Below are 24,262 nucleotides of genomic sequence, written 5' to 3'. Positions count from 1 at the left end.
CACCGCCGTTCGTTAGCTATGCAGCTCTAGTGCCCCGTGACTTGCTTAAGGGGCCCTTTCGGCCGTTTGATGAACCAGATAACGCCAATGGACGCAAGCATCATAATCGTCGCGGATTGGTAGAAGTCGTTGGTTGCCAACATGACCGCCTGACTGTCCACAATTTGGGAAAACATCGCTACAGCACTCTGAGAAGGAACGCCTAAATGTTCTAGCTGTGAGCTTACTTGCATGGATGCCTGGGGATCGATCGCCGTAACAAGTTCCTCACGATTGAACTTGGTCATGTGTTCCCAATAGGTCTGGGTGAGCGACGAACCAACCGCCATGCACAAGACACGAAGGAAGTTCTGTAGCCCCGCGCCACCTGCGACTTTCTCTTCTGGAAGATCGGAGACCCCCAGGGATGTGAGCGTGATGAGGCAGGCAGGTACACCCGCGCCCAGTACAAACATCGGGATCGCCACGGACATGAAATCTATCTGCGTTGTCAGCAGTGCTCTCATACCGAACGAAACCGCCAGAACGCCCATGCCATAGCTGACCAGCCAGCGTGGATCGACTTTTGGCAACAGTCGGCCGATGATAGGTGCAGTCGCGACAGCAAGGATGCCCATGGGCGCCGTCGCATAGCCCGCCCAAGTTGCGGTATACCCCATGAACTTTTGTAACCACAGTGGCGTCAAGACGATATTGCCGAAGAAAATTCCGAACATCAGACAAAGGGCAATCGTAGAGACCAACCAATTACGGGATTTGAAGACAGACAAATCGATAACGGGCGCTTTATCAGTCAACTCCCATATGATAAGTACGACCAGCGATATCGCTGCCACAATGGCGCAACCCACAATGAAATTGGACGAAAACCAGTCCAAGTCTCGCCCTTTATCGAGCATCACTTGAAATGCTGCCACGAAAATAACGAGAAGCGCCAAGCCAATTCCATCGATACGCGAGCGCCGAATAATCGTTTCACGTCCCTTCAATACCCACCAGCCTCCTATCCCCACCAACAGGCCGAAACCAATATTGATGTAAAATACCCACTGCCAGCGCCAGTTATCGGTAATCAGGCCGCCAAGTATCGGGCCAAAAATCGGCGCCACCACAGTCATCATTCCCCAAAGAGCCATTGCAATATTGGATCTTTCTTTTGGGAAGACGGCTAGCAGCAGTGTTGCGGAAAGGGGTATCAAAGGTCCGCCGGTAAGCCCCTGTAATATCCGGAAAACCACCAGGCTCGGCAGAGACCATGAGAGGCCGCAGCATACGGAGAATATGACGAATCCAGCAACCGATACGATGAAAACACGAACCTGGCCAAATTGCAGCGCGAGCCAACCGGAGAGTGGAACGGTAATTGCTTCCGCGACAGCATAGGAAGTAATTATCCAGATTCCTTCATTCGTCGATACGCCGAGGTAACCCGATATCGTCGGCATTGCAACATTAGCGATAGTGGTATCCAACACCACCATGAAATTTCCCAGCGCAAGCACGATCGCCGCGAAGGCGAGTTTAAAACCGGATAGCGGTGGAAATTCCGAAGAGGACATGGATCTATTCCTGCACGTGACCTCGGGGATTCCCCGAGGATGTCAGGTCGACGGTTGCTTCCATCGACAAGCCGATACGTAAGGGGTGCTTTATGAGCTGTTCGGGCTCGAGACGAATGCGCACCGGCAGACGCCGCACCACTTTGATCCAGTTGCCAGTGGCGTTTTGAGCCGGTATCACCGACAAGGCGGCCCCACTCCCCCCGGCAAACCCTTCTACCCTCCCGTCGTAGACCACATCATCGCCATAGAGGTCAGAGGTCAAGTGAACCTTCTGCCCTGGTTTGACATGACCTAATTGGGTTTCCTTGAAGTTGGCGTTCACATAGATACTTTGAATGGGTACGACCTTCATCAGACGCATGCCTGACTGAACATGCTGGCCAATATCCACTGATCTCTGAGTCACAATGCCATCAACCGGCGCTCGTATGACGGTTCGACCGAGATCGATGCGGGCTTTCTCCAGGCGTGCCTTGGCGGTCAAAACGATGGGGTTGGTCTCTATCGTGCTATCCATGAACAGAGCCTGATTGGCTTGCCGCTCTCCTTGCGCTGATACACTAGCGGCACGCGATGCCGTGAGATTGGCCTCCGCCTGCTCCAGAGCCGCTGTTGCCTCGCGCAGTTCTGCCTGAGAATCAGTAAACTCCTGCCTGGACACGGCCCCGCCTTCCACGAGGTTCCGGCGACGCTTCTCGTCAAGCACGGCTTTATCGTATCTAGCGCGAGCCCTGGCGACCGCTTGCTCAGCAGCGTGGATCTGGGCCTCGCGCTGATCAGACTGCCCGGTGAGCGTCTTGTCACTGGCCATGATCTGCTGGACCCTCCGACGAGCACTCCCCAGATCCGCCTCGGCCCGCCTGACGGCAATCCTGGCATCGGTATCATCAAGCACCACCAGAACATCACCGGCGTGGACGGTCTGGGTATCTACCACCTTGACCTCCTTGACCGGGCCATTGACTAATGGCGTGACCTCTGCCACCTCAACGTCGGTGTAGGCGTTATCCGTGGAGACGCTCTTTCCCGCGAAGAAGATCAGCCAGATCGCATAACACACACCAACCAGAACCAGAAGGACGCAGAATGCCAGGAGCATTTTCTTGCGTTTCCCTTTCATCGCCGTATTTTTCATGACTGTCTCGTCAGCGGGTTCCGGCTGTTCATTACCCTTGGTTTCGTCGTGTTCGGTACTCACGGCTTTACTCGCGCCTCAAAGGTTGAATGTGACTCGAATCCGCCCCCCAGGGCTTTCACCAATGCCACATCGAGGGAATATCCGCGGGCATGAATAGCGGCATCAGCCAGCCGCGCCTGAAGCAACGTATCTTCGGCGGTGAGCACCGTCAGGTAATCGACGAGACCTCCCTGATAGCGGGCTTTTGCCAGGCGATATGATTCTTTGCTGTGGGCCAAGGCGGAGTCGGTTGCCGCCGACCTGTCGGCGAGGGCCGTCAGACTGCGAAGCGCATCCGCGGTCTCGTGCAGAGCTTGGGTCAATGCCTGGTCATATGAAGAGACGGCGAAATCATATTCAGCCCGCTCGCCACGATAGTTGGCACGTAGCCTCCCTCCCTCGAAGATCGGCAAACTGATTGCCGGCCCGACGCTGCCGACATCCGAGCCGGAGCGGGTCAGGTTGTCGAGCCCCAGGGACTGGAACCCGATGAACGCCATGAGATTCACGTTCGGATAAAACGCGGCCCGTGCCACGCCAACGCGCTTGGCAGCGGCTTCGACGCGCCAACGTGCGGCGACCACCTCGGGAATTCGTCCCAACAGGTTGGCGTCCAATGCGGCAGGAACTCCGATCGGCCGGCGGCTCGACAGCGATGGCCGTGCAATATCGAGCCCTCTGTCCGGGCCCCTGCCCAACAGGGCGGCAATGCCATTTTTGGCGAGCTGTATCCGCTCGTTGGCCTCGGCCAGAGCGGCCTTGGCGGCATCAACTCTGGCCGCGGATTCCTCGATGTCCGCCCGGGCGTTCAGTCCCTGTGATGCACGCCGCTGTATAAGGTGGGCAGACGCTTGCCGGTTGCGAAGCGTCTCGGTCGTAATGTCCCGATAGTGGTAGAGGTACTGCAACTGCACATAGGCATCCGCAAGGGTCGTGGTCAGCAGTAGTCGCGCCGCCGCGGCGTCCGCTTCCGCGGCCTTTGCGTCTGATGTGGCGGCACGCAGGGCGTCGCGATTTTTCCCCCAGAAATCCAGCTCCCAACTGAAATCGAGCGTAACCTCGCCCATGTCGTTCCAGCCACGAGGAACGGCAGTTTTGGGAAAGATATAGTTGTAGCTGAGCTTCTGTTTAGTGACCGATGCGTTAGCGTCGAGTGCCGGGTACAACGTGGAGCGGGCCATCTGAGTGCGGGAGATCGCTTCCCGTACCCGCGCCTCGGCCTGGGCCATCGAAGGTGAATGAGCCAACGCCTCGGTCATCAGTTCGTTCAACTGACGATCATGGAATCGGGTCCACCAGTCCTGGGCCGGCCAGTTAGCCTCTGGCGCGGCAAGACTGCGCTTGGATGCCAATTCGGATGCCTGAATTGGTTGTGGCGCAGGCCCGACGTCCGGCACTAGCGCGCAAGAGCTCAACGCGACACAGAGCAAAGATATCGCGGCAACGGTCAACCACCTCTGGGGTCTATGTTCCCCCTCGGCATGACTTGCACCACAGGACGCTAGCTGACACCACATTGTTGTTGCCTTCGATCATCAACGATTCACATAAAATATACCGGTCGGTTCGGTACAGTCAAGAATCCATAAACAATGTTCCACGGCACCAAGATAGATCTTGTCGACGAAGCTTATACCGCACTGACCGGTATCTTCGAACCGCTCATGTGATATGATCCGGGCTTATTCCAGTAGCGATGGAAGGGAAAACAACCATGGCCATTTCATCAACCGACTCAAAGATCGAGGCGTCACCCAGGAAACCTCTTCTGTCCAAGAAGGCGCGTGCGGTTCTCGACGCGGCCCGGGATATTTTCCTGGCCAATGGCTTCGCTGGCGCGACCACCGATATGATCCAGCAGGCGGCCGGCGTGTCGAAATCGACCATGTATGCCCATTATCCGAACAAGGAGGCTTTGTTCGCGGCCGTCGTAGAAGCAGAATGTGAGCAGTTTCTGAAGACGGTTCGCAAGCCCAAGCTGACAGGGGAGCGCCTATCAGACATCTTGAACTCGATGGCCCAAGCCTATCTAGAGATCGTGCTGTCGCAGGATGGATTGGCGCTCTACCGTATGATCGTGGCCGAAGCACCGAGATTTCCCGAACTGGGAAGACGTTTCTATCTCGCCGGCCCCGCCACGATCAACGGCATCGTGGCGGAAAGGTTGCAAACCGCTGCGGCGAGGGGCGAACTGGACCTCGGCGGCATTGGAGTGGACTCGGCAGCCGCGCTCTTCGTGAACATGGTACGTGGTGAAGCACAGATGCAGTGCCTAATGCATCCCGACGCTCCAGCATCCGCAGCCCAACGAGACCAGTGGGCCAAAGATGCTGTTACCGCGTTTCTCCGCGCTTTTCAGAAAAGGGCCGAGGCCGAAGAACGCTGACTATTCCTTCTGCGCGGGAAGTACTCACCCCTGAGCGCCGGCGTTCCATCAGCCAGTAGCTGGCCCTCGCGCGCCCCCGAATCTCAAGCCACCATGTGGAGTGGTCAGATTCTGGCAGTGTCTTGGGCCGGCGCCTCAATACCAGAACGTATCGTCGGAAGATGGAAGACCTCTATGACCTGTCGCTGATGAAAGCCCTTCCTGCGGACAAGGCGTGCGCCACATCTGCAATATGAGCCCCCTGGTAGCGAGCACCGGCGAGTTCAACTTCTGACGGCCATCGAGAACCGTCAGAGCCAGTCATCGTTGTTGCACCGTATGGAGATCCTCCCGCCGGTTCGTCCATCTCGAGCAATCCCTTGAAGGAATACGGAAGCCCCACAGTGATAATGCCATGGTGCATCATCGAAGTAAGAATCGAAAATATGGTGGACTCGGACCCTCCGTGCTGGCTCGCCGTACTAGTGAATGCGCCACCGACCTTGCCGATAAGTTTGCCCTCTTTCCACGTCTGAACGGTCTGATCCAGAAAATTGGCGACCTGAGCGCATAAACGCCCGAAACGCGTGGGGCTACCAATAATGATCGCGTCATAGTCGACTAACTCTTCGGGGACGGCCACTTCGATATCCGGGCTTCTACGTTTGGGCACGGTGCCTTCATCCAGATCGGGGACACGCTTGAGCTTGACCTCCGCTCCTGTGGCGGTAGCGCCCTCGGCAACGGCTTTGGCAAGTGTCGCCGTGTGGCCGCCCGCTGAATAGTAGAGAACCAGTACTTTGGTCATGTTGGTCTCCATTGATCTCGTGAGTGCTCTGCCGATCCAACCTATCTCCAGGTCGTTCAATGTTGACCTACTGGTTGCACTCGAGATGACTTAGCCTCGGTCGCCCTGGCGAGTGAAAACGCAGAATTTATCAGCGCGACATGGCTGAATGCCTGTGGAAAATTGCCGAGTTGACGCTTTTCGGAAGGATTGTATTCCTCAGCAAACAAGCCAACGTCATTACCCAGTGAGACGAGGCGCTCGAACAGCGATTCAGCCTCGTCTAGCCTACCTTGCAGAATGTAGTTATCGACTAACCAGAAGCTACAGGCGAGAAAAGCGCCTTCTCCCGCAGACAGACCGTCAACACCCGTACTCGTTTCGTAGCGCAATACAAAACCATCGACCATCAGGTGTTGTTCGATTTCCGATACGGTGTTGCGTACACATTCATCGTCGGCTGGTAGAAAGCCGACTATCGGAATCAGAAGCAGGCTGGCATCAAGGTGATTCTTGCCATAGGCTTGCACGAAGCAGCCCCGGTCGTGGTCGATCGCATTTTCGCAAACGCTGCGATGTATCTCATCGGCGATGTGCCGGTATTTCCGACGCTCAGCCTGGTCAATTTGGTATGACTCGTTGCTCGCCGCCCTGTCGAATGCGACCCACGCCATGATCTTAGAGTGAGTAAAATGCTGCGGCTCGCCGCGAATTTCCCATATCCCGGCGTCTGGCTTTGACCATGTCTCCTCAAGGTGGTCCAGCAGCGCGGTTCGCAATTCGAGGCCCCGCGCCAGTGGAAGAACTCCGGCCCTGGAGGCAACCGACATGACATTGAAAAGCTCGCCGTAGATGTCAAGCTGCAGCTGCTGAGCGGCCTTGTTACCGACCCGCACCGGACTTGAGCCTTCATAGCCGGGAAGCCATGGCAGCGTCCACTCTTCCAACCACTTTTCGCCTGCCACGCCATACATAATTTGGATTTGTGCAGGGTCACCCGCCGCTGCACGCAGCAACCACGCACGCCACGCCTCAGCCTCTTCCTCGTATCCCGCAGTCAACAATGCAAGCAGTGTAAAGGTGGCATCTCGCAGCCAACAATACCGGTAGTCCCAATTGCGCTCCCCACCAATGCATTCGGGCAGCGAGCTTGTAGCTGCGGCGATGATGCCCCCAGTCGGAGCATAGGTTAGCCCCTTTAGAGTGATCAACGAGCGCCGCACGACCTCCGTCCACCGCCCTGCACTCTCGCAACGCCCAGACCACCCTTTCCAGTACGCCTTCGTTTGCTGTAATAGCCTTTCGGGCTCGATGGTCGATGGCGGCTGCAGGTGCGACGGGCCATGGCTCAAAACGAAGGTAAACTCATCGCCTTCCTTCACATTCAACTTCGACAAGATTCGCCCGTTTTCCATGTCACTGCCGAGCTCCGTGCGAAGAACAAGCATGTCAGGACCAGCAATCATCACCGTGGTCTTGCTATCCGCCTCGCTAGTCCATGGCGCAGTCATGCCGTAGTCAAAGCGCACCACCAGGCTTGACTCCATGGACACGCTCCCTTTAACACCCGAAACCATACGCACCACGTGACTACTTTCCAGACCGGTCGGCATGAAGTCGATCAAGTCGACTATTCCATTTTTGGTTTCGAATCGAGTCTTGAGTACGAGACTGCCATCAAGATATGCGCGACTGCTCGTGTATGTCCGAGTAGTCGGCGCGATATGCCAACCACCATGCTCTTGAGTGCCAAGCAGACTTGCAAAGCAGGCCATCGAATCGAAACGAGGCAGGCACAACCAGTCGATCGAACCTGCTATGGATACAAGAGCAGCCGTTCTGCAATCGCCGATCATGGCGTAGTCTTCAATTCTTGCCGCCATGTCATTCCTCCTTATAGGGCGACTGCGCCGACTGGATCGCCATGCGGTTTATCCGTTGGCGGGCCTTCCCTCGCCAAGCTTGGGAGCCGTTTGCTGCTCTTCCCAGCCACCGCCCAATGAGCGATACAGTACGGCTACGTCGGTGTCGATTTGCGCATCAGCCCCACACAAAGACCTGTGCCGTGGTCGAACCACTCAGCGACGGCGCAGTAGCCACTCGTGTCGTGATTGCTGATCGTGTCAGTTGCCATGACTACGCCTGCAACTCCAACCGTTTGTGGTATTCACGCTCGGTCTTTTCGACCTCGGCAGCGGGGATGTGATAGTCCGTGTCATCATTGAAGATACGGAACATGAACGTCACGAACATACCGATGGCGCCCAGACCCACCAGCCACCAGATGTGCCAGATCAAGGCGAAGCCGAGGAACAGACTGAACAGCCCCATGATCGGGCCTTCCGCCGTGTTCCTGGGCATGTGAATGTCCTTGAACTCGGTGGCCAGTTCACGCTTGAAGCCGCCCGGCTGCTGTTTCATCTCCCAGTAGGCATCGATGGAATCGACGGACGGCAGGTAAGCGAAGTTGTAGTTCGGGGGCGGAGAGGAAGTCGCCCATTCCAGGGTACGAGCGTCCCAAGGGTCGCCGGTGACGTCACGGTTCTTCTCGCGATCGCGAATACTGACAATGAACTGGATGATGATGCAGGCGATACCTAGTGCAATGATCACCGCGCCGCACCAGGCGACGATCATCAGTGGCTGCCACTCGGTCTGCTCATAGGACTGCATGCGACGCATGGCACCGAAGAAGCTCAAGGCGTAGAGCGGCATGAAGGCAAGATAGAAGCCGACGAGCCAGCACCAAAAGGAGCGCTTGCCCCATTTTTCGCTGAGAGTGAAGCCGAAGGCCTTCGGGAACCAGTAGGTGAGACCCGCCATCATGCCAAACACCACGCCGCCGATGATGACGTTATGGAAGTGGGCGATGACGAACAGACTGTTGTGCAACACGAAGTTGGCACCCGGCACGGCCAGCATGACACCGGTCATACCGCCCAGGGTGAAGGTGATGATGAAGCCAATGGTCCAGAGGACGGGCGTGGTGAACTGAATACGACCGCGATACATGGTGAACAGCCAGTTAAAGATCTTCACCCCGGTCGGTATGGCGATGATCATCGTCATGATGCCGAAGAAGGCATTGACGTTGGCACCGGCGCCCATGGTGAAAAAGTGGTGCAACCAGACGATGAAGGACAGCACGGTGATTGCCGCCGTTGCCCAGACCATCGTCTTGTAGCCGAACAGACGCTTCTTGGTGAAGGTCGCGATCACTTCGGAGAAGACGCCGAACGCCGGCAGGATCAGGATGTAGACTTCGGGATGGCCCCAGGCCCAGATGAGGTTGACGTACATCATCTGGCTGCCGCCCATGTCATTCGTGAAGAAATGCATGCCCAGATAACGATCCAGCGTTAGCAGGGCGATCGTCACGGTCAGAATCGGGAACGACAGAATGATCAGAACGTTGGTGCACAGCGCCGTCCAGGTGAAGATCGGCATGCGGAAAAGCGCCATGCCCTTGGTGCGCATCTTCATGATCGTCACGAAGAAGTTGATACCGGTCAGCGTGGTCCCGATCCCCGATATCTGTAGTGCCCATATCCAATAGTCGACCCCCACGTCCGGACTGTATTGCAGCTCCGACAGTGGTGCGTAGGCCAGCCACCCGGTCTTGGCGAACTCGCCAATCACGAAAGAGAGGTTGACTAGGATCATACCAACCGCGAAGAACCAGAAGCTCAGGTTGTTCATGAAGGGGAAGGCGACGTCGCGAGCCCCAATCTGCAGCGGCACAACCAGGTTCATCAGACCGATGACCATGGGCATCGCCACGAAGAAGATCATGATGACACCGTGGGCGGTGAAGAGCTGATCGTAGTGAGGGGGTGGTAGATAGCCTTCGGCACCGCCAGCCGCGATGGCTTGCTGCGTGCGCATCATGATGGCATCGGCGAAACCACGAACCAGCATGACCAACGCCACCAAGAAGTACATGACGCCGATTTTCTTATGATCGATGGAAGTGATCCACTCGCTCCAGAGATAGCCCCATAACCTTTTTTTTGTAATCCAGCCCATTAGCAGGAGCCCAAGAATGGCTGCCACCCCCGCCGTGACCATAATGATCGGCTCGTGCCAGGGAATTGAATCTAAACTGAGCTTTCCGAACATGACGTTACTCCGTCACCTGCGTCTTCATGGGTATTGAAGCTCCTGTGCTTCGTTATGCTTGCCATGCTTTCCATCCCGCTTTCCAAGGCTGACAGCTGCAGGTTGTCAGTCCGGTATTCAGGACCAGCGCATGCGGGTCTAAGCCACCATATGGCAAGGGTATTGCGGCGACCGTTCACCACCAGAGGCCTCCACGCTCCCGCTAATGTGATGTGCACCACAGAGAATTAGCTGGCACCGCCTAGTCAATGCTTAAGGGATCGACACCCCAGACAGAACCAAACCGAACCGATCGGTTCGTTACTAAAAATGGCATTATGTGGCGAATTCCTCGTGTGGTCAATATCGGTAAAAAACCGATCTGGCCGGTACGAAAACACAAGACCTGGCATGCTCCGTATCCGTAACAACAGTAGAGGAAGAAAGAGACGTAACCGACATGTCCGCCAGCTCTAGCATCGGAACGTCCTCCAATGCCATCCGCCTGACGGGTTGGCGCTATATCGCATGATTGCGGCCGAAGCCCAAGGTTTCCCGAGCTCAGGCTGCGCGCTTTCACCTTGCCGGCTCTGCCAAGATCAAACGTATCGTGGCGGAAAGACTAGAAAGAGCTGTATATGAAGGTGAACTGGACCTTGCAGGCCTTGGATTTGACTCCATCGCCGCGCCTTTGAAGTGATATGGTAAGTGCTGGGGTGAATTCAGTGTTTGATGCATCCCCATATTCCAGCGTTTGCCGCGCAGCACGATCACTGGGCCAAAGATGCCGTTGCTACGTTTCTCCGCGCCTTCAGAGGAAGTCCGGGAACAGCCCCCTTAACCTTGAGCATTAACGTTCTATCGGCATCAGCTGATTGCCGGTCCTCGTGCTCGGCCCAAGTCCCATGATACAAAATCACCACGCACCACCGCTGTAAGTTGCTGACCTAGTCGCTGTTCGATCATCGGCCGCCACGGCACTAGGCTGAACCCCATACCGTCATCGAGCATGGCGTAGCGTCCGCTAGCGAGCATGACGGAGCGCCGGTATATACCGGCCACACGCTGCCCGTCCGTGACAGGTCTGTGCGCCAATCCGGTTTCGGCGGCAATATCCTTGGCGGCCTGCGTCAGTTCCCGGTCGCGCAGCGTCCCCAGCAGGTTCCGGGCGAGGGTTACCCGCTGCCTGCGCCGCTGGGCCAGCCCCTGTTCTTCGAGGAAGTCGGCGCGCTGCTGTAAGGCTCGTTTGGTGTCGCCGCCAAAGCCCAGGTCGCTCAGCCCACGCCCCCCGCCGATCAACTGCTGATCCAGCCAGGTCGCACCAATCACTCGCGCCTGACGTTCAATCGGCAGGTGAGATTTCAGTTTTACCGCCACGCCACCCAGCCGCTGTGCGTCGTACTGGCGGCCACGCTCGACCAGATCGTCCGGCACCTTCCATAAGCCATCGGCCACGCGCTCCACGATGCCAGCCCGGCGCAGGGCTTCCAGCCGGCGAACATGGCCCGCAACGACTTCCTGCGGGTCGCGGTCAGGCATGGCCCGACCTTGCTCAATCGCCAGGTGATGGTCGGTGCGATACAGGCCATCGCTCGCCAGCGCGATAATGTTGCGGTCGGCCGCCCGCACCTCGGCTGAACTGCGCACCTCCACCACCGCGCCGGTGGGATAGTTCGTCAACTCGTCACGGGCATTCAAGGCGACGTAGTGGGCCTTGCCGTCCACCCCGTCGATGACCAGATAGCCCCGGTCGCGCAGTTCGTCGGCCAGTCCCTTTGCAGCCACTCGGCCGATGACGGCACGGCCGTCGTCGCTCGGCTCGAACACCGCCAGCTCGCGTGGCTGGCCGCTCATGGCGCGCTGCATGGTGCGGATGATGTCTCCACGCTCGCCCAGGGCGCGCAAGGTCTTCTCCGCGTCCGCATGGACGGCCCAGGTGCCGGGCTGCGTCTCGTCGGCCAGGCCCAAGTGCTGCAAGCGTTGCAGGCGGCCGATCAGCAGCAGGCGCTGACGTTGCAGCCGAGGTTCGTTGAAGCGCTTGATCTGCAACTGGCCGTCCTCGCCAGCTTCACGTTGCAGCGTGCGATCCAAACTCGTCCACCGCTCCTGTTCCACCTCACGCCGCAAGGTCTGTTGAATCTCCAGTTCCGTGCGCCGTCCCAGCCATTCCGTCACCAGTTCGGCAGCGCGATGGCGGACGCCATGGGCGATGTAGTCACCGGCGATGATGAGGTCTTTGCCAGTGTCGTCACGTCCACGCACCACCAAGTGCGTGTGCGGGTTGTCTGTGTTCCAGTGATCCACCGCCACCCAATCCAACTGCGTGCCCAGATCGGCTTCCATACGGTTCATCAGATGACGTGTGTAGGTGCGCAGATCGTCCAACTCGGCCCCGTCCTCGGGCGAGAGGATGAAGCGGAAATGATGCCGATCGTCCTGACAGCGCTCCTTGAAGGCATCCAGATCGTCCTCGTCGATTTGCGGCCCGTAGGCCCGACCTTGCTCACCATAACGCCCCGCACCGTCGCGTTCGATGTAGCGCAGGTGTTTCGCCAGCGACTGCGGGCTGGCACGGCGCTGATTAACCAGCAGGGTTTTGATGGTGACGCGACGCGAGAATGGCGTCAGTGATGTGCCCGTGAAGCGCGCCGCGGTATGGCCGCGCCCCAGACGTGAGCCGGGACGTTGACCGGTGCTGCCCGCCGATGTCTGCCGACGTGACGAGGATTTGCCGCCACTGGCTTTCACTGTCTGCTTGAGCACCTTGGAAACGAAGCCCTGCCCCCGATGCTTGGGGGCGCTGGGGCGGATACGGAAATCATCATCGCGGTGGTCGCTCATGGCCAAGTCCCTAGTAAACTGTGGCGTGCTCCGTCGTGTGAAGCACGCGGGCAGATCAACGTTGGTGCGGGTTTCGCGCTCCACGCGGCACGGTGGCGAAGCCACATCGTGCCGCACCACCCCCACGTGCAGACTGGCTTTACGGGCGGCTAGGTGCCGCCCCCTTTTGTCTTGCCTTCCGCCTTTGCCCTTCCCCAACGCTCAGGGCGTCGGCGGCCCGGCGACGCTACGCTGCTGGCAACCAGCCCGCCGGCGAACACGCCAATGGCCGCAGGCCGGGCGCCTTCGAGGCAAGACGCCTGCACATGGGAAGGCAGCGCAAAGTGCAACGCGGATGCGCTCGCACTGCATGCGCGACGACATGTGCAAAGCCACCGGCTCGGTACGTCCGAGTGCTCCATAAGATGCACGGCAACGTGCAGCGAATCGACGGCCATCATGGATGGGCCTCCAGCCAGACCGGATGTGCGATGCCGATCACGGCAGATACGTTGATCGGCCCAAAATAGCGGCTGTCGAACGACGCCGGGTTGGCTGTGCTCAAGAGGAAGAGTTCGTCAGGCCGAAGCTGCCGGCATTGCCGCCAGGATGACAGCGGACGACCCATACGATCAGCAGGCAATGTGGTCGCTATCGGCACACCGTCGATACGTACCTGTCCGGCGACGATGCAAACGTGTTGCGGTGCGACGGCGCCCACACGTTTCAGTAAAGGAATGTGGTCTGGCAGGTATCCGCGTTGCGCCGCCAGAGCAGCGGCTTCTGGCGGCAAGGCGGTTAGAACAACGTCACCAACTTTCAGTAAAGGTGGCAGCGAGCCGGATCGGCGTTGCAGCGGATCAAGGCGATACCAGCCCACTGCCACACTATCGGATGGATTGTAGAGCAGGCGCGGCAGCGGCTGCACGAAAGACGCCCAGGCCAGCACAGCAAGGCCGCAGAGGGACAAACCTACCAACACAATGCGAGCACACAGGCGCGAGCGAGGATGTGGTGCGGCTTCAGGGGGGCGTGCGGCGGTGCAATGGATCGTCATGGCAGCGCCCTCCCTGCCAGCCAGGCGGCGTGCCGCTCGGCGGTGTATTCGGGCAACGGCAAGCGCGCAGCAAGCCGATTGGCAAGCGTGCGCCAGTACGCGGGCGATACGGTGGCCGGCGCAATGCCCAACGCCTCGATGGCATCAATGCGTTCCAGCACGGTGCGCACGGCGTGGTCCCCTTCAGTGTGCAGCAGCAGGCGTGCACCGGGCTGCACGCCAGGGATGCGCTGCATGGCATCCAGTGGCGGGCCAGCCTGCATCACCATGAGCTGCCAACGCACTGTGCCGTAGTCGTTGGCCTGCCAGCGAATGCGGCAGAATATGGCGCCAGGCAGGAACATCGCCACACGCCGCCAGCGATCGAACCGGATGATGCGCACGGATTCGCCGAAGCGCAGGTAAAGTTTGAAGCGTGATTCGAGATAGGCCAGCGAGACGCGCGTCAGCGGTGCGTTGTCAGCCTGACCGGGGAGCGTGGCGAGGAGCGGCGGTGGCGATGCAACCGGCGTCGTCCAAGGCTGTGTATTCATGATGGGTTCTCCGGGAACTCGCGTTCCAGCAAGGCACGCAGCAACTCGGCCACGGTCACGCCTTGAGTGAAGGCCGAGACCTTGATGCGCGCTCGCATCGCGGGGGTGATGTCGAGGGTCAGGCGCGCGGTGTAGAGATCGCCCTTGTTGAGCGTGTCGGCGTCGCCCTGGCGAATCCAAGCCTCCGCCTGTGGATTGGGGGGTGGACGCGCACCAATGCCGACGCGCTTGCTGCGTGCCTTGCTCATAACGGCCACCGCAACAATTCATCCACCAGTGCCGTAATTTCACGGGCAGCAATGCTGTCCGGCGCCGTTTCGCGTGCCAGGCGGCCAGCGGCCACGCTGTCGGCGAAGACGATGCGCTGGCGTACCTCGGCGCGCAGTGCCGGCAGCGGTTGTTCCGCCAATGCCTGCCGGGCTTCACGCCCGATCACCGTGGTACTGACGCGTCGGTTGATGGCGAAAGCCGCCATGAGCTGCGGACGGAACACTTGAGCCTCCCGAACCAGTGCCACCATCTCGGCACTGGCCCACAGATCGTAGGGGCTGGGCTGTACTGGGATCAGTACACGCTCAGCCGCCAACAGCGCGGAGCGCGCCAGAGCGGCGATCCTGGGTGGCCCATCTATGACGACGTGATCGGCCCGTCTGGCAAGTTCTGGCACCTCCTGGTGCAACGTTTCACGGTCGAGACCGACGGCACTGAACAGCCTGGGCAAGCCTTGCTGGCTTCGGCGCTGCGCCCAGTCCAGCGATGAACCCTGCGGGTCGGCATCCAGCAGGATGACGTTCTGACCACGTAACGCGAGTTCGCCGGCAATGTGAGTGGCCAGCGTGGTCTTGCCCACGCCGCCTTTCTGGTTGAGCAAAGCGACGATCATGGCATGGCCCTCCTTAACGGAAAGCAACACCATGAACGGCCAGAAAAACGCTCTTGCCTTGGGTTGTTGGCGGTTATCCACCGCCGTAATAGGTGCTTATTATTATTGGTTAGATAAGGTTTTAAGTTAGATATTAAGTTAAGAGCCGGAAAAATCCTTACCACTCTTGGAGTTAGGTTCAGTTTGCGCGCCGGATAGCACGATACCGGTGCGCCTGATAGCACGAGTCCTGGCGCGCCCGATAGCACGAGCCCATTCACAGCTTGTTCTGCTGCGATCCCCGGACTTATCCCCGTGCCGTTTGCGGCACGGGCCGGAAGGCAAGAATCTCCGGTTCTCCGGGCCAGCGTTCGATGAACAGCTCGTAACCGGGTAACGACTGCTTCGCCACCAGAATGCGCAGATCGCGGGCAAAATCGCGCGGCTGCGCCAGGCTGCCGGACTTGCGATACAGGTAAGGGAAATCGAACTGCCAGCCGCAAGCCTGGCGACCGCCATGCTTGCGCACCAGTCGGTATAGCCAGCGCTCGATGCCGCCTGTGAGCCGGAAATACGTCGGATCGATGGTCAGTACCAGAGCGGAATCTAGCACGCCCGCATAGAACCAGTCCGGCAGGATCAGCTCTATGCCCAGCGGTTTGCCGCTGGCATCGGCCAGCTCTTTCCACTCGTTGATCCAGGAAAACCGGTGCAACCGCCGCCCGGTGGTCTCGCGGATGGAGGTGGCCACCGTGGTCGATTGCAGCCGGTCGAGTGCGGCTTTGAGACGCTGGTAGTCGCGTAGCGAGGTGCCGCGCCGGATAAAGCGCAGGATTTCGTAGGGCGTGGCCTGCATCCGCCGCGACGGCTGGATGCCTGCATCTCGGGCTTCCACGATCTGACTGGCGGCCCAGATCAGGATGTCGGCGTCCCAGATGGTGGCGATGCCGTGTTCCTGGGTGCCTTCCACACGCAGGGTAATCTTGCGACTGCGGAAGTCGATCGGCGTGGTGCGCCTTGACTTGGCCAGCGAGAAGAACGGATAGGCCATCAGGTCCTGAGCATCGCGCGGCGCCATGTCCTCGCCCGGTAGCGCGCGGAATAGATCGAGCTGCTCCCCTGCTGGCTGCTGCCGGGACGGCAGCGATGGGCTGGGCATGACGATGCCCACCGGCGCGCTGTCGATCAGCGGCCGTCACGGTAGTCACCCGCGTGGTGTTCGGCGTATTCGGGATCGGACGTGGCCTCGTAGCTGCGGGCATCGGCCCAGGCGTCGAGATCGGCTACGGCGTACATGACGCGGCGGCCGAACTTGCGAAACTTGGGGCCACCGCCAATCACGCGCTGTTTTTCCAGCGTGCGCGGTGACAGGCGCAGATATTCGGCGGCTTCGTCGTTGGTCAGGTAGCGTTGGGGCCGCGCGGGCGTATCAGTAGCGGCGGCAGCAGGCCGCAGGGGAGCGGGTCGCATGGGATGCACCTCCATCGGTTGAAAACGTCCGACCACACAGCGCGACCGGATGGAGGCAGTCTCAAACAACATGAGATGCTTGCTCAGGGACGTTTTGCGGGCACCGCCGCACGTCCCTGTTCAACGGGTGGAAGCTGTGCCAGGCAGCGATAGCCGCCGTGCATCAGCCTATTACCCCGGCGTACCAAGCGACGCACGCGGGCACGCAAGGCGCTGTCGGCGTGCCAGTCGTCCGCGACGACATCAGCACCGAACAACCCTTCGGCCACCTTGCGCAAGGACGCACCGGCCAGGGTGGCGTCGAGCGCCTGCAAGGTGTGCAGTTCCAGCAAGTTCGAAAGGGAGGGCCGCGGTCGTGTCAGCGCCACGGGGAGCATGCTGGTGGCGGCAGCCAACTGATTCAGGGAGACCATCATTGCCCGACAACGTGCCTGGGAGGCGTCGCTGGCACGGACGGCGTAGACGTAAGCCATGCCGTCAGCCAAGTCCGGCGCCAACGCGAATCGCAGGCAACCACCCGCCCAGTGGCTTACCAACAACAAACGCTGGCCATCGTGGATCAGATACTTGTGACCCGGAAGGTGCCAAAGCGTGAAGGCTGCCGCGTCGGACGGTGGATCGACATCCGGGTAGAGTTGAAGCACGGCATCATGGTCGGGAAACCAGGCGGGGTGCGCGTCACGCGCGTCCAGAGTCGGGTTTTCCAGCAGGCGCAGTCCCCAGCGATGCCCCGCATCCGGTCGGCGACGACGCCAATCCTGGCGGTAGTCAGGGTGGCGGCGCAGGTATTCCCAAGCCAGCGCCGGACCATCCAGGTGCAGGACGTAAAGATAGGCCGCCGTCGGATACCAGGACGGGGCGCAGGGATCAGCCATGGCGCAACCTCCCTCGGCTCGAGGTACGTCGCCACGGCCAACAGGCCCGCTATGGAGCGATCATCAAATCGTCATGGGTGAAGCGATACACTGTCGGCGTCAAGACCGATTGGCTCCGGTGCGTTGCGGGTTTCGTCCGAATGCGACGAGGGCTCGCCCCAAAATGGCGTGCCGTATAGGCCAACCTGCCAAAAGCCGCGCTGTGCATCATGACTGTTTGGATCAGCAATGCACTGCGTCGGTGCAAGGTTACCCATCCAGACCGGCATGGTCTGGATTCAGACCGAAAAAGACACGGTGGGCCGCCACTGATGGTGGTGGTTCAGTCGGTGATCGAACCATTTTCCTCGGCCAACCGCAGATATTCCGATAGCCGTCGTACCGGCTGGAAGTAGCGATCGCGCATCACGGGTTGTCCATGCGGCCCAACGATCGACGCCAGATCGGAGAGTTTTACCGTTCCCAGCTCGGGCATTCCGATCCCCAGATCGATCAGGCCGTGGGCGATGTCGCCGCCGGCGGGATCGAGGGAGGCCAGCAGCCAGGTAGCGTGTGCATCCGGGGTGAATAGGCGTACCACCGGCACCGGGTCGGTGCCGGTGGTACGAGCCTGGCCGTTGGCGAGCAGTTGCCCGCGCTCTTGAGCGGTGATGAGTAGCATCATGGTCGCACGCCTTTCTCAAAGGAATAGAACCGCCGAACCGTATCCCCGCTTGTACGCGAAAGCAGCAAAGCGCAAGTCCACGAATCCACGGAAACGTAGGTGCGTGAAAGCGCATTGGCGTATGTCAGGAAAGGCACGGATACGGTTCTTCGGATTTCACGCTTTCCGCAGAAGCGGATTTCCGTATAGGCACAAAAGCACTGACTAGCACCAAATGAACACTATAGGTTGTAGCCCTATAGGGCGCAAAAGGCTGTCATCTTGGTTTTTGAGGGAAAACCATTGGTGGCAGAACAGTACTCATTGGCGAAAGCATTGAAGGCAGTCAGAAAGGCGCGTGGCTTGAGCCAGGAAGCCTTCTCTGACGTGTCCAGCCGTACCTACATGAGCACTCTGGAGCGTGATCTGAAAAGCCCGACCCTCAGCAAGCTGGCCGAGTTGTGTGAGGTGATGGAGGTGCATCCGCTCACATTGCTGACGCTGGCCTACAGTGGTGACAATCCGCATAAGGTTGATCAACTTCTCCAGCAGATACAGCTCGAACTGCGTGAAATCATTAACGATGCAAAAAGTTAGCTTCAAACAGCCTAATGATGAGCCATAGCTTGGTTGTTGTCTGTAACTTAGTGATCGCTGTCGTAAAATGCCATATAAAACAGAGGAATAACGCGTCACATGAAACTACAGAGCATCCGGCTATTCAGCTTTCAGTCGTTTGGGCCGGAGCCCACTGAACTGCCCCTCAACGACATCACCTATCTGATCGGCCCGAACGGTTCAGGCAAGACCGCAGCACTTCAGGCGTTGTGCCGCTTGTTTGCCTTCGATCCCTCGCTACGGCGCATCCGGCGGTCAGACTTCCACGTTCCCTATGATGAAGAGGAAGTTCCTGAAGAACGGCAGCTTTGGATCGAAGCCGACTTTATCTTTCCCGAACTTGAAGATGACGATGATGTCGCAACGATAGCTCCTCATTTCGGCCATATGCGGCTGGACTCCGCCGATGGTCCACCCCGTGTCCGATATCGCCTGGACGCCACGATGGGCGTGAATGGTGACATCGAAGAAACCCTGGTTCATGTATTGGATCTCGATGCCGATGGCTCTCCCCTCACCACAGCACAGGTTACGCGAGCGGAACGCAACCATGTGCAGGTTCATTACCTACCTGCACGACGAGATCCCGCTGATCACATCGCCTACAGCGCCAATGCTCTGCTTGGCCGTATGCTAAGAGCCGTAAACTGGGAGAATGAGCGAGAAGAAATCAAAGGCTTCACAGACAAAATCAGTGAAAGCCTCGCGGGCAATCCATCAATCGCAACTCTGAGCGAGAGTCTGCAGACAACCTGGAGCACCTTGCACAAAGGTAGCTTCTTCGCCGACCCCCAAATCACCTTCGCCGCATCCGAGATCGAAGCCTTATTACGGCACCTGTCCGTTTCCTTTTCTCCTGGGCATGACGAAGAATTGGTCGATTTCTCCAGGCTAAGTGATGGCCAGAAGTCCATGCTCTATCTGTCACTGGTGCTTTCGGCACAATCAATCGGGCGTGCGGTCCTTGCCGGTGACGATGATACCTTCGACCCGGATAAGTTGCGTCCCCCGGTGTTTACGATCGTCGCCCTTGAAGAGCCTGAGAACAGTCTCTCACCTCACTATTTGGGAAGAATCGTGAATGCTCTGGTCACTATGACGAGTAACGAAGATGCCCAAGCCCTAATTGCCACCCATGCACCTTCCATGCTTCGGCGAGTCAATCCTAGGCACATACGCTACTTGCGGCTCACCGGCGAGCGAACTACCAAGACCACGCGCATTCGCTTACCGAAAAGAACCAATGAAGCCCACAAGTTTGTCCGCGAAGCCGTGCAGGCATATCCCGAAATTTATTTCTCCCGGCTGGTTATTCTTGGAGAAGGTGATAGCGAGGAAATCGTTCTGCCCCGCATTCTGCGTGCCAAAGGTATTCCAGTCGACGAGTCTGCTGTAACCGTGGCGCCTCTGGGCGGTCGCCATGTCAATCACTTCTGGCGCCTGCTCTCGGCTCTTGAAATCCCCTATCTCACTCTGCTCGATTTGGATGTCGCCCGGCATCAAGGGGGCTGGGGTCGGATCAAGTACGTCAACGATCAGTTAGGCGAATATGCTCCTGCCAAAAAGCTCCCGTCGGACCATGGAATTCCCGCTTGGAACGATGCGAAAGAAAAGGTTCGTAGCTATCTCAACTACCTTGAAAAACTGGAGAATCGAGACGTTTTTTTCTCCTATCCACTGGACCTCGACTTCGCGATGTTACTCTCGTTTCCCGATGAGTACGGTGTCGAATCTAATCCACCGAGTGAAGCCACGGTCAAAGCCGTTCTCGGCGATAGCCATTTCGACGCGGCACAGTACGATGACGATGAGCGCGCACTTTTCAAGACCTATCACAAGCGTTTTAAGCTAGGCAGCAAGCCAGCGGCCCATATCGATGCACTGGCCCAGTTGAGTGACGCAGAACTTCTCGACGACATGCCTGAATCACTGGCGAGACTGGCGGACGCGGTGATCGCCAAGCTGGAGGAACTACCCGAATGATCGCCGCAGGCGATTGGCAACCGGCGGACGGGCTGATGCTTGAACCCAATGCCTTGCGTGCCGCACGGGAGACAGAGTGCTGTCTTGCACTGACAGCCGGGCCGGGGGCAGGCAAAACGGAAATGCTTGCACAGCGCGCCGATTTTCTGTTGCGCACAGGAACCTGCCGTTACCCGAAACGAATACTGGCCATCTCATTCAAGGTTGATGCCTGCAAAAACCTGAAGGAGCGCGTGCAACGCCGTTGTGGTTTCGACTTGGCAGCACGTTTCGACAGTTACACCTTCCATGCTTTCGCCAAGAGGATTATTGATCGTTTCCGGCCAGTGCTGACCGGACGGGACGCCCTCGATGTCGACTACCAAATCGGCGACCGGAGAGTGACACGACGACAGATCGAATTCAGTGACCTTGTGCCCCTGGCCATACAGATCCTCAGCACATCCGTTGCGGCCCGCAACGCTGTTCGTCAGACCTACAGCGATGTCTTTCTGGACGAATTCCAGGATTGCACCGACCAGCAATACGCACTGGTGAAGCTTGCGTTCCAGAACACTGCTATCCGTCTGACGGCAGTCGGCGACACCAAGCAAAAGATCATGGGATGGGCAGGTGCGCTTGATGGCATATTCCAAACCTTCGCAGAGGACTTTGTTGCTGAACCACTTAATATGTACCGCAACTTCCGCTCTAAGCCTCGTCTGCTGCGTATGCAGAACGAGATCATTAAGGTGATGGACTCCACCTCCGTTATGCCTGATGAACAACTCGCCGGTGAGGAGGGCCAGATATTCGCGCGGCAATTTCCAAATAGTCAAGAGGAAGCCGAACATCTGGCGGACTCAATCGACACATGGATCAACCATGAGCAACTTCCACCTTCAGAAATCGCGATCCTAGTTGTCCGGCAACCTGACCTCTATGGCGACCACCTAATCCAAGCGTTGGAGCAGCGGCGCATCCCCTTTCGCAATGAGCAACAACTCCAAGACATCTCTGTCGAACCAGCCGCGAGGCTTATCGTCGATTATCTGTCCACTCTCTATGGGCAGCGAGAACCCAAAGCCTGGATTCGATTGATGACACAACTCATCCCTTTCGCCGACGACGATGTACAGTCCAGCGTGCGAAGAGATTTCCAGAACTTTATTGTTGGTCAGAGGAAAAGTGCCGTACAGAGCGCACTATTAGGTGAACCATTCGCGGACTGGTGGGATTTTGTTCGCGCCTTTCTAAGAAAAGTGGGTATCGATACTCTGTCTGCACTTTCCCATGATTACGAGTCAAAAGCGAGACTAGTGCAAGTCGTCAACGACACCAAGACCCGCGTAGATGAACTATTAAAGTCGGAACCCAATTTACCGAAAGCACTGGAGCGTTTTTCCGATGATCAAGCTGTGCGCATTTTGACTATCCACAAGAGCAAGGGACTCGAATTCGATACGGTTGTCATTCTCGCTGTTGAAGATCAGTCTTTCTGGGGGGAAGAGGATGCGGAACGTTGTGCTTTTTTTGTCGGCATTTCCCGGGCTAAGCAACGGCTGATGCTGACCGTTAGTGATCGCCGAGACACCCCATCATCCAATCCTCGCAGGTGGAAGGAAAACAGAACGCCGCACTCGGAGTTTTTAGGCTATGCCATGCCTTTTCTCAACCCTGATCGGTAGTCTCACAATACTGCAGAGTACGCGGCTGACACGGGCGTATGCCGACAAGAGCGAACGCAAAGCCGATCAACAACTGAAGCGCCTCGTTGAATGTGGCGTGTAATCCCCTCAGAAGAACCGTTGAAAAGGGCTTTTATTGGTGAAACTTCCTCTTGTAGATACGTTCTCTCCCACCTATGAGATTTGGGAAACAAGAGATCCTACGTTTGATGAGATGCTGGCAGCAGGAAATCCCCATCTTCGTATCCCAATCAGATTGAAAGCATCTATCTCTAACGCCTACGATGCTGCCACTCACATGGCAAAAGTCGGCGCCGATAGTAGGCTTGGCAACTTCATTGACGATGCCTTGGACAACAGTGTCGCGTACAGGTCTTGGCGGCAAGCGATGCCATCCAAGACACCAGACGGACTTTCGCGGTATCAGAAGCGCTATCCACATTGCAATTTCGAGCAGGTTTCCGCAGAGATAGAAGCGGTCGGCCATGTGCTCAGTGAAGGGCAATGTCTTTTCCACGCAGGGCTATGGCCCACCAATGACAATCGTTTGCTAACAGATCGTCCGCTTTCCACCTCATTCTGCCCTCAGGTTGCCTTACGTAACGCAGACCATAAAGGCAAGGGATATGACGCCGACCGAATTGACTTGTTCGTACTGAGAGCGACCAATCCGAAGACCAAGGTTTTCGCCTACAGGCGGAAAGGTACGAATCTAGGCCATGAAAACGAAGTTATATTTTCCGCTGGCGCAGAGTTGTCGCTGAGATCAGCCGTTCCGGTTAATACCAACTATTCGGCTGGAAAGTATGGGTTCCCGGATAAACGAATATTGGTTCGCGTTCTGGAAATTGATATTTCGTAAGCGGCTTTAGCTGATCAAGCCTTGAAAGAAAGCAACGGTGACAATGCAGCCGAATTACACGCGCCATAGGTGAGCGCGTGACCTGCACATCAGTGGCAAGACGCCCCGCCGTAATGAGCGGGGCACGGTGAGCGGCGGTTACGCCGCCTGGGGCGTGCTGCGTGACCAGATCAGGTCATACGTGCCGTCCTCGCCCTCGATCAGACGAGCGTAAACCGGAGCCGGGAAGGAAGGGGCGTCGGCGGTGACGGACAGGTAGTCTCTCCCGGCCTCACTGGTTTTCTTCCACGCCGCACCGATGTCGTGCCCAGCGGCCTGGAGGCGAAAGTTGGGAGCGTTCTCGCTGTCGCCCTTGTCGTTGGGAACCAGCTTTACCTTGAAGTTGAGCGTCAGGGTGCGGAGTGTGCCGGTGTAGCCGTCTGTCTCTGAGGTAAAAGTGCCGATGTTGGCCATGGTGTTTCTCCTTTCGGGTTAACCAAGGTTCGCGCCCATCGCGTCCTTGTTGTGATCCGAGCGGCGGGGGACGGGCTGGCTGCACCGCTTGCGGTCGCAACGTAGTGAAGAACCGGAAGGCGCAAACAATTTGCCGCGCGAGGAATGCGCCCAGCGCAGGGGAAATTGTTTGCGCCTCACGGTTGCAGCCATAAAGCCCGAGACGCAGACGGGCCACCGCCAGGATTCACAACGACACAAGGACGCCTTGGGCCGAACCGCTCCGAAAGGAGACCTGGACAACTCGACATTTCCGCGTGACGCCTGCACCGGCTTGCGCCCTGACGCGAACCAGGTCAAAGCCCCGACGACAAGGTCAGAGCGTCCCTACTGCAGCTCGCGGGCACATGCTTGAGGAGTGGTGTGGAAGCTCCATAGAAGCGAGGCCGGG

21 protein-coding genes are annotated in these 24,262 nt (G+C 58.0%); 5 read left to right on the top strand and 16 right to left on the bottom strand.

Features of this window, described 5'->3' with window-relative positions; translation table 11 throughout:
- Nucleotides 1-26: 26 nt before the first annotated feature.
- From CGS25_RS01890 to CGS25_RS01880, 3 genes are read right to left on the bottom strand one after another with little or no spacing between them, the layout of a single operon-like run.
- On the bottom strand, nt 27-1,559 hold the full coding sequence (locus CGS25_RS01890) for a DHA2 family efflux MFS transporter permease subunit (protein WP_101674386.1): 1,533 nt from the start codon (nt 1,557-1,559) through the stop codon (nt 27-29).
- Between the two features lie 4 nt (nt 1,560-1,563).
- Nucleotides 1,564-2,760 carry an HlyD family secretion protein gene (locus CGS25_RS01885; protein WP_198588662.1) on the bottom strand — a complete coding sequence of 399 codons (1,197 nt, stop codon included), beginning with the start codon at nt 2,758-2,760 and terminating at the stop codon, nt 1,564-1,566.
- The gene (locus tag CGS25_RS01880; protein WP_101674385.1) at nt 2,757-4,256 is read right to left on the bottom strand and encodes an efflux transporter outer membrane subunit; all 1,500 of its coding nucleotides are present in this window, start codon (nt 4,254-4,256) and stop codon (nt 2,757-2,759) included. Before CGS25_RS01880 ends, CGS25_RS01885 begins: the two co-directional genes overlap by 4 nt.
- 197 nt (nt 4,257-4,453) lie before the next feature.
- Between CGS25_RS01880 and CGS25_RS01875 the strand changes: the two genes are divergently transcribed.
- Complete coding sequence (locus tag CGS25_RS01875; protein ID WP_101674384.1) at nt 4,454-5,125, top strand: TetR/AcrR family transcriptional regulator; 672 nt, start codon at nt 4,454-4,456, stop codon at nt 5,123-5,125.
- Nucleotides 5,126-5,297: 172 nt separating this feature from the next.
- On the opposite strand, the gene wrbA is transcribed toward CGS25_RS01875, so the two are convergent.
- The 12 genes from wrbA to CGS25_RS01810 form a co-directional block, all read right to left on the bottom strand.
- Nucleotides 5,298-5,912 (bottom strand): NAD(P)H:quinone oxidoreductase, encoded by a 615-nt coding sequence (wrbA, locus tag CGS25_RS01870; RefSeq protein ID WP_101674383.1) that lies wholly within the window; start codon nt 5,910-5,912, stop codon nt 5,298-5,300.
- A gap of 56 nt (nt 5,913-5,968) precedes the next feature.
- On the bottom strand, nt 5,969-7,774 hold the full coding sequence (locus CGS25_RS01865) for a glycoside hydrolase family 15 protein (RefSeq protein ID WP_101674382.1): 1,806 nt from the start codon (nt 7,772-7,774) through the stop codon (nt 5,969-5,971).
- Nucleotides 7,775-8,027: 253 nt separating this feature from the next.
- Complete coding sequence (cyoB, locus tag CGS25_RS01860) at nt 8,028-10,010, bottom strand: cytochrome o ubiquinol oxidase subunit I (RefSeq protein ID WP_101674381.1); 1,983 nt, start codon at nt 10,008-10,010, stop codon at nt 8,028-8,030.
- 846 nt (nt 10,011-10,856) lie between these two features.
- Nucleotides 10,857-12,830 carry a relaxase/mobilization nuclease and DUF3363 domain-containing protein gene (locus tag CGS25_RS01855; protein ID WP_101674380.1) on the bottom strand — a complete coding sequence of 658 codons (1,974 nt, stop codon included), beginning with the start codon at nt 12,828-12,830 and terminating at the stop codon, nt 10,857-10,859.
- A gap of 436 nt (nt 12,831-13,266) precedes the next feature.
- Nucleotides 13,267-13,866: a S26 family signal peptidase gene (locus CGS25_RS01845; RefSeq protein ID WP_101674379.1), complete on the bottom strand. Its 600-nt coding sequence runs from the start codon at nt 13,864-13,866 to the stop codon at nt 13,267-13,269.
- A complete protein-coding gene (locus CGS25_RS01840; RefSeq protein ID WP_101674378.1) occupies nt 13,863-14,399 on the bottom strand; it encodes a DUF2840 domain-containing protein in 537 nt (178 codons plus the stop codon). Before CGS25_RS01840 ends, CGS25_RS01845 begins: the two co-directional genes overlap by 4 nt.
- On the bottom strand, nt 14,396-14,647 hold the full coding sequence (locus CGS25_RS01835) for a chromosome partitioning protein ParB (RefSeq protein WP_101674377.1): 252 nt from the start codon (nt 14,645-14,647) through the stop codon (nt 14,396-14,398). Before CGS25_RS01835 ends, CGS25_RS01840 begins: the two co-directional genes overlap by 4 nt.
- On the bottom strand, nt 14,644-15,282 hold the full coding sequence (gene parA / locus CGS25_RS01830) for a ParA family partition ATPase (RefSeq protein ID WP_101674376.1): 639 nt from the start codon (nt 15,280-15,282) through the stop codon (nt 14,644-14,646). Before parA ends, CGS25_RS01835 begins: the two co-directional genes overlap by 4 nt.
- Nucleotides 15,283-15,568: 286 nt before the next feature.
- Complete coding sequence (locus CGS25_RS01825) at nt 15,569-16,432, bottom strand: replication initiator protein A (RefSeq protein ID WP_456297904.1); 864 nt, start codon at nt 16,430-16,432, stop codon at nt 15,569-15,571.
- A gap of 14 nt (nt 16,433-16,446) precedes the next feature.
- Nucleotides 16,447-16,731 (bottom strand): helix-turn-helix transcriptional regulator, encoded by a 285-nt coding sequence (locus CGS25_RS01820; protein WP_101674374.1) that lies wholly within the window; start codon nt 16,729-16,731, stop codon nt 16,447-16,449.
- A gap of 83 nt (nt 16,732-16,814) precedes the next feature.
- A complete protein-coding gene (locus CGS25_RS01815; protein WP_101674373.1) occupies nt 16,815-17,606 on the bottom strand; it encodes a DUF2285 domain-containing protein in 792 nt (263 codons plus the stop codon).
- A gap of 322 nt (nt 17,607-17,928) precedes the next feature.
- Nucleotides 17,929-18,270 carry a DUF2958 domain-containing protein gene (locus CGS25_RS01810; RefSeq protein ID WP_101674372.1) on the bottom strand — a complete coding sequence of 114 codons (342 nt, stop codon included), beginning with the start codon at nt 18,268-18,270 and terminating at the stop codon, nt 17,929-17,931.
- 285 nt (nt 18,271-18,555) lie between these two features.
- Here CGS25_RS01810 and CGS25_RS01805 point away from each other — a divergent pair, with 285 nt between their 5' ends.
- From CGS25_RS01805 to CGS25_RS18930, 4 genes are all read left to right on the top strand, one after another.
- Nucleotides 18,556-18,846 (top strand): helix-turn-helix domain-containing protein, encoded by a 291-nt coding sequence (locus CGS25_RS01805; protein ID WP_101674518.1) that lies wholly within the window; start codon nt 18,556-18,558, stop codon nt 18,844-18,846.
- 99 nt (nt 18,847-18,945) lie between these two features.
- On the top strand, nt 18,946-20,850 hold the full coding sequence (locus tag CGS25_RS01800) for an ATP-dependent nuclease (protein ID WP_101674371.1): 1,905 nt from the start codon (nt 18,946-18,948) through the stop codon (nt 20,848-20,850).
- On the top strand, nt 20,847-22,517 hold the full coding sequence (locus CGS25_RS01795; protein WP_101674370.1) for a UvrD-helicase domain-containing protein: 1,671 nt from the start codon (nt 20,847-20,849) through the stop codon (nt 22,515-22,517). The genes CGS25_RS01800 and CGS25_RS01795 overlap by 4 nt, the downstream gene beginning before the upstream one ends.
- A gap of 139 nt (nt 22,518-22,656) precedes the next feature.
- On the top strand, nt 22,657-23,379 hold the full coding sequence (locus tag CGS25_RS18930) for a hypothetical protein (protein ID WP_157933762.1): 723 nt from the start codon (nt 22,657-22,659) through the stop codon (nt 23,377-23,379).
- A 138-nt stretch (nt 23,380-23,517) separates the two neighbouring features.
- Here the strand turns inward: CGS25_RS18930 and CGS25_RS01790 are convergent, their stop codons facing one another.
- On the bottom strand, nt 23,518-23,832 hold the full coding sequence (locus tag CGS25_RS01790) for a DUF736 domain-containing protein (protein ID WP_101674369.1): 315 nt from the start codon (nt 23,830-23,832) through the stop codon (nt 23,518-23,520).
- Between the last annotated feature and the right edge of the window lie 430 nt (nt 23,833-24,262).

This window comes from Alloalcanivorax mobilis, assembly GCF_002864685.1.
Lineage (GTDB): Bacteria > Pseudomonadota > Gammaproteobacteria > Pseudomonadales > Alcanivoracaceae > Alloalcanivorax > Alloalcanivorax mobilis.
Note: the sequence above shows the minus strand (reverse complement) of the source record. Positions and strands in the feature narration are given on the sequence as shown.

Bases quoted from the DNA above. Each gene is read 5' to 3' on its own strand.
- CGS25_RS01890 (WP_101674386.1), bottom strand. From the start codon at position 1,559: ATGTCCTCTTCGGAATTTCCACCGCTATCCGGTTTTAAACTCGCCTTC.
- CGS25_RS01880 (WP_101674385.1), bottom strand. From the start codon at position 4,256: ATGTGGTGTCAGCTAGCGTCCTGTGGTGCAAGTCATGCCGAGGGGGAA.
- CGS25_RS01875 (WP_101674384.1), top strand. From the start codon at position 4,454: ATGGCCATTTCATCAACCGACTCAAAGATCGAGGCGTCACCCAGGAAA.
- wrbA (WP_101674383.1), bottom strand. From the start codon at position 5,912: ATGACCAAAGTACTGGTTCTCTACTATTCAGCGGGCGGCCACACGGCG.
- CGS25_RS01865 (WP_101674382.1), bottom strand. From the start codon at position 7,774: ATGGCGGCAAGAATTGAAGACTACGCCATGATCGGCGATTGCAGAACG.
- cyoB (WP_101674381.1), bottom strand. From the start codon at position 10,010: ATGTTCGGAAAGCTCAGTTTAGATTCAATTCCCTGGCACGAGCCGATC.
- CGS25_RS01855 (WP_101674380.1), bottom strand. From the start codon at position 12,830: ATGAGCGACCACCGCGATGATGATTTCCGTATCCGCCCCAGCGCCCCC.
- CGS25_RS01845 (WP_101674379.1), bottom strand. From the start codon at position 13,866: ATGACGATCCATTGCACCGCCGCACGCCCCCCTGAAGCCGCACCACAT.
- CGS25_RS01840 (WP_101674378.1), bottom strand. From the start codon at position 14,399: ATGAATACACAGCCTTGGACGACGCCGGTTGCATCGCCACCGCCGCTC.
- CGS25_RS01835 (WP_101674377.1), bottom strand. From the start codon at position 14,647: ATGAGCAAGGCACGCAGCAAGCGCGTCGGCATTGGTGCGCGTCCACCC.
- parA (WP_101674376.1), bottom strand. From the start codon at position 15,282: ATGATCGTCGCTTTGCTCAACCAGAAAGGCGGCGTGGGCAAGACCACG.
- CGS25_RS01820 (WP_101674374.1), bottom strand. From the start codon at position 16,731: ATGCGACCCGCTCCCCTGCGGCCTGCTGCCGCCGCTACTGATACGCCC.
- CGS25_RS01815 (WP_101674373.1), bottom strand. From the start codon at position 17,606: ATGGCTGATCCCTGCGCCCCGTCCTGGTATCCGACGGCGGCCTATCTT.
- CGS25_RS01810 (WP_101674372.1), bottom strand. From the start codon at position 18,270: ATGATGCTACTCATCACCGCTCAAGAGCGCGGGCAACTGCTCGCCAAC.
- CGS25_RS01800 (WP_101674371.1), top strand. From the start codon at position 18,946: ATGAAACTACAGAGCATCCGGCTATTCAGCTTTCAGTCGTTTGGGCCG.
- CGS25_RS01795 (WP_101674370.1), top strand. From the start codon at position 20,847: ATGATCGCCGCAGGCGATTGGCAACCGGCGGACGGGCTGATGCTTGAA.
- CGS25_RS01790 (WP_101674369.1), bottom strand. From the start codon at position 23,832: ATGGCCAACATCGGCACTTTTACCTCAGAGACAGACGGCTACACCGGC.